The organism is Sphingorhabdus sp., assembly GCF_044354325.1.
In the GTDB taxonomy this organism is placed as follows: Bacteria; Pseudomonadota; Alphaproteobacteria; order Sphingomonadales; family Sphingomonadaceae; genus Sphingorhabdus_B.
This window is the reverse complement of the sequence record NZ_JBILAF010000163.1, coordinates 1-3,184: the sequence shown is the minus strand read 5'-3', so window position 1 is coordinate 3,184 and position 3,184 is coordinate 1. Positions and strand designations below refer to the sequence as shown.

Annotated in this window: 2 protein-coding genes and 1 pseudogene; 1 reads left to right on the top strand and 2 read right to left on the bottom strand. The window is 57.3% G+C overall.

Annotated features, from left to right (window positions below; all coding sequences use genetic code 11):
- A pseudogene (locus ACIQ0G_RS10775) lies at positions 1 to 186 on the top strand (universal stress protein); the annotation flags it as partial.
- On the opposite strand, the gene rnr reads toward ACIQ0G_RS10775, so the two are convergent.
- Positions 183 to 2,456: a ribonuclease R gene (gene rnr, locus ACIQ0G_RS10770; protein WP_397577903.1), complete on the bottom strand. Its 2,274-nt coding sequence runs from the start codon at positions 2,454 to 2,456 to the stop codon at positions 183 to 185. The pseudogene ACIQ0G_RS10775 and the gene rnr overlap by 4 nt on opposite strands.
- Positions 2,457 to 2,459: 3 nt before the next feature.
- The coding region (locus tag ACIQ0G_RS10765; RefSeq protein WP_397577902.1) for a His/Gly/Thr/Pro-type tRNA ligase C-terminal domain-containing protein at positions 2,460 to 3,184 on the bottom strand (725 nt) is incomplete at its 5' end.

The following is a 3,184-nucleotide window of genomic DNA, read 5'->3' as shown; positions in this document are numbered from 1 at the left end:
GACGTGGTCAAGGCCATGCTTGCGGAACATCCCGGTATCGCCGCGCTTGTGCTCGGTGCCGCAGCCCAGGGCGCGCCTGGACCGCTTGTCGCGCACTTTACCGGTATTAATGCAGGGACATTGCCCTGCCCAGTTATGGTAATCCCCGGCTCGCTGAGCGATGCGCAGCTGGATGAATTGAGCTAGCGCCGCTTGCCCTGATGCCGAATATTGCCGGGACGTCCGCGTTTGCCCGCGTCATATTTACCGGCTTTCGGCTTCCCCTTATGCTTGAACCGGTCCGGCGCATAGCTGCCGCCTTCGGGTAATTCGAACCTTAGCGATCCCGAAATAGGGTTCGCCTCTGCCAAGCGGAGTTCCAGTCGCATGCCCGGGCGATATTCCTGCCGCGTTTTTTCGCCGATGAGCACTTGGCTCGCCTCATCATAATGGAAATAATCTTTTCCAAGTGTTGATACCGGAACTAATCCGTCGCCGCCAACACCCTCAACTGTTGCGAAAAAACCGAAATTCTGAACGCCGGTAATGCGTGCCTGGACCACTTGCCCGACCTGCGCCGACAGATATGCCGCGATATAGCGATCTGTGGTCTCGCGCTCTGCTTCCATCGCGCGGCGTTCCGTGCGGCTTATCGCTTCGGCGGTCGCGGGTAATCGTGCAATGGCGGCCTCAGTCAGACCGGTAATTGGTTCGACATCCTTGATCTTCGGCTTGGGCATTTCAAGGCCGTAGGCGCTAACCAAAGCGCGATGCACGATCAGGTCGGCATAACGGCGAATGGGCGAGGTAAAGTGCGCGTAGCTGCCCAAGGACAGGCCGAAATGTCCGACATTAGTCGGGCCATAATAAGCCTGAGTCTGGCTGCGGAGGACGGCCTCCATAATTTGCGGGCGGATTTCTTCGTCGATGACCTTTGCCAATATCCCGTTGAATGTCTCCGGCTTAACCACCTGCCCCAGCGCAAAATCAATGTCGAAGGTTTTAAGATATTCCTTCAACGCGACCAGCTTTTCGCGGCTTGGCGGTTCATGGGCGCGGTAAATGAGCGAGGATTTCTTCGCCTCTAACGCTTTGGCGGCCGCGACATTGGCCGCGATCATGAAATCTTCGACCAAACGATGCGCTTCAAGCTGCTCGCGTTCGGCCACGCCAGTCACACGGCCCTGCGCATCAAGCGTGATACGCTTTTCAGGCAAGTTTAGTTCCAATGGCGCCCGCTTTGCACGCGCCTTCGACAGCAAACGCCAACATGCCCATAATGGCTTTAGCGCGGTTTCCAGCAACGGATTTTCCATAGTCCCGTCGATCGCGGCTTGCGCGTCGGGATAGGGAATATTGGCGGCAATCCGTGCCACAGCGCGCGTAAAACGCCATGACGTCACTTGGCCCGTCTTGCCAATGGCAAGGTGGCAGGCGAGTACCGCGCGGTCTTCCCCTGCCCGCAACGAGCATTTGTCCGATGACAATGCGTGCGGCAACATGGGCACGACCAAGTCGGGGAAATAGACACTGTTCCCGCGCTTCGACGCCTCATGGTCCAGCGCGCTGCCCGGACGGACATAATAGCTGACGTCGGCAATCGCGACGATGGCATCAAACCCGCCCGTATCCGCATTTGGTGTCGCCCAAATCGCATCATCGAAATCACGCGCATCGCGGGGGTCAATGGCGATAATAGGCAGGTGGCGTAGGTCTTCGCGGTGGTCGTCGGTGACGGGCAATTCGCGTACACGCTCCGCCTCGCGCTCCACGGTTTCAGGCATCTCAAACGGAATGCCAAATTTATGAATGGCAATGAGGCTGAAGCTTTTCGGCGCAAACGGGTCGCCCAGAACCTGCGTTACCCGCGCAGATTTTTTGTGCGCATTTCCGGTCAGTTCCGCAAGGACAAGCTCGCCAGCTTTTGCGTCGCCAACATCACCGATTTGGGTGTCGAACCGTGATTTCTTGTCAACGGATTTCAGCCAAAATCGGCCATTTTCGTCGCCTTCGACAACACCCAAACTCTGCTCGCTGCCCTTGGCGAGTTTCTTCATGACATGTGCAGCCCAGCCATTGCCGCGTTCTTCGGTGCGCGCCAAAATGCGGTCGCCAATGCCCAACGCACTGTTGCGCTTGCCTTTGCTCTCAATCACCCGGATTTTAGGCGCGGGAATGCCTTCGGCTTCCCAATGCTCCGGAATGGCCACAGGTTGGTTGCCGTCAATCGCAACGATTTTCAGCACCGTGACTTTTGGCACGCCACCCATTTTATGAAAGGCACGGCCCGGCGCCATGTCGATCAGACCTTCGTCGGTCATGTCTTTCAACAACGCCTTCAGCGCGATCTTTTCATGCCCGCGCAAGCCGAACTCCCGCGCAATCTCTCGCTTTCCCGCAGGGTCGTTAGACGATTGAATAAAGGCGAGTATTTGTTCGCGGGATGGAAGACCTTCAAAATGGGTGCCTTTGGTCATTCCCTAATAAGTCCGGCCAATAAGGATCCGTTCCACGGCGGGTTCGCCGGTAAAAAAGCATGCGCCGTCGACCGCAGCCGCATCGATTGGGCTATTGCGCATCGTCAGCTTGAGCGCTTTTAACTGCTCAACGATTTTATCGAGTGCAGCGCCGGTTGGGCGCGCCCACTGAACCTCTACCCAGCCAGCAAACTTCGCCTCGTCACCGGCAAAATGCGCGGCAAGGTCGGTGACGTCACGGCTGATGTTGGCATCAAGCCGTTCTTTCGCTTCTGCGTATAGGGTAGACTGAATGTCCTCAAGCAAACCAGCGGCCGCCGCGACAAATTCACCACGTGGGGTAAATGCAGTCGCCAGCTTGCCGTCGTCCTTGTACAGGCGATCACGGCGCAAAACGGCCGCTTTGCCCTCGCCCACATCGCGTGGGCCCACTTCAACGATGATTGGCGCACCCTTCTTGACCCAAGACCAACGCTTGTTTGATGCCTTCGCCGCTTTGGTATCCAGCAATACGCGCAAGGGTTCGCCGAACGCACTTAACGCGAGCAATTCGAGCCGCAGGCTGCGGCAATATTCCAACACGGCCTCGTCTTCGTCATTGTCCCGCAACATCGGTATGATAACAATCTGGTGCGGGGCAATTTGCGGTGGACAGCGCAAGCCATCATCATCGCCATGCGTCATGATAACGCCGCCAATCATCCGCGTGGAAACACCCCAGCTGGTGG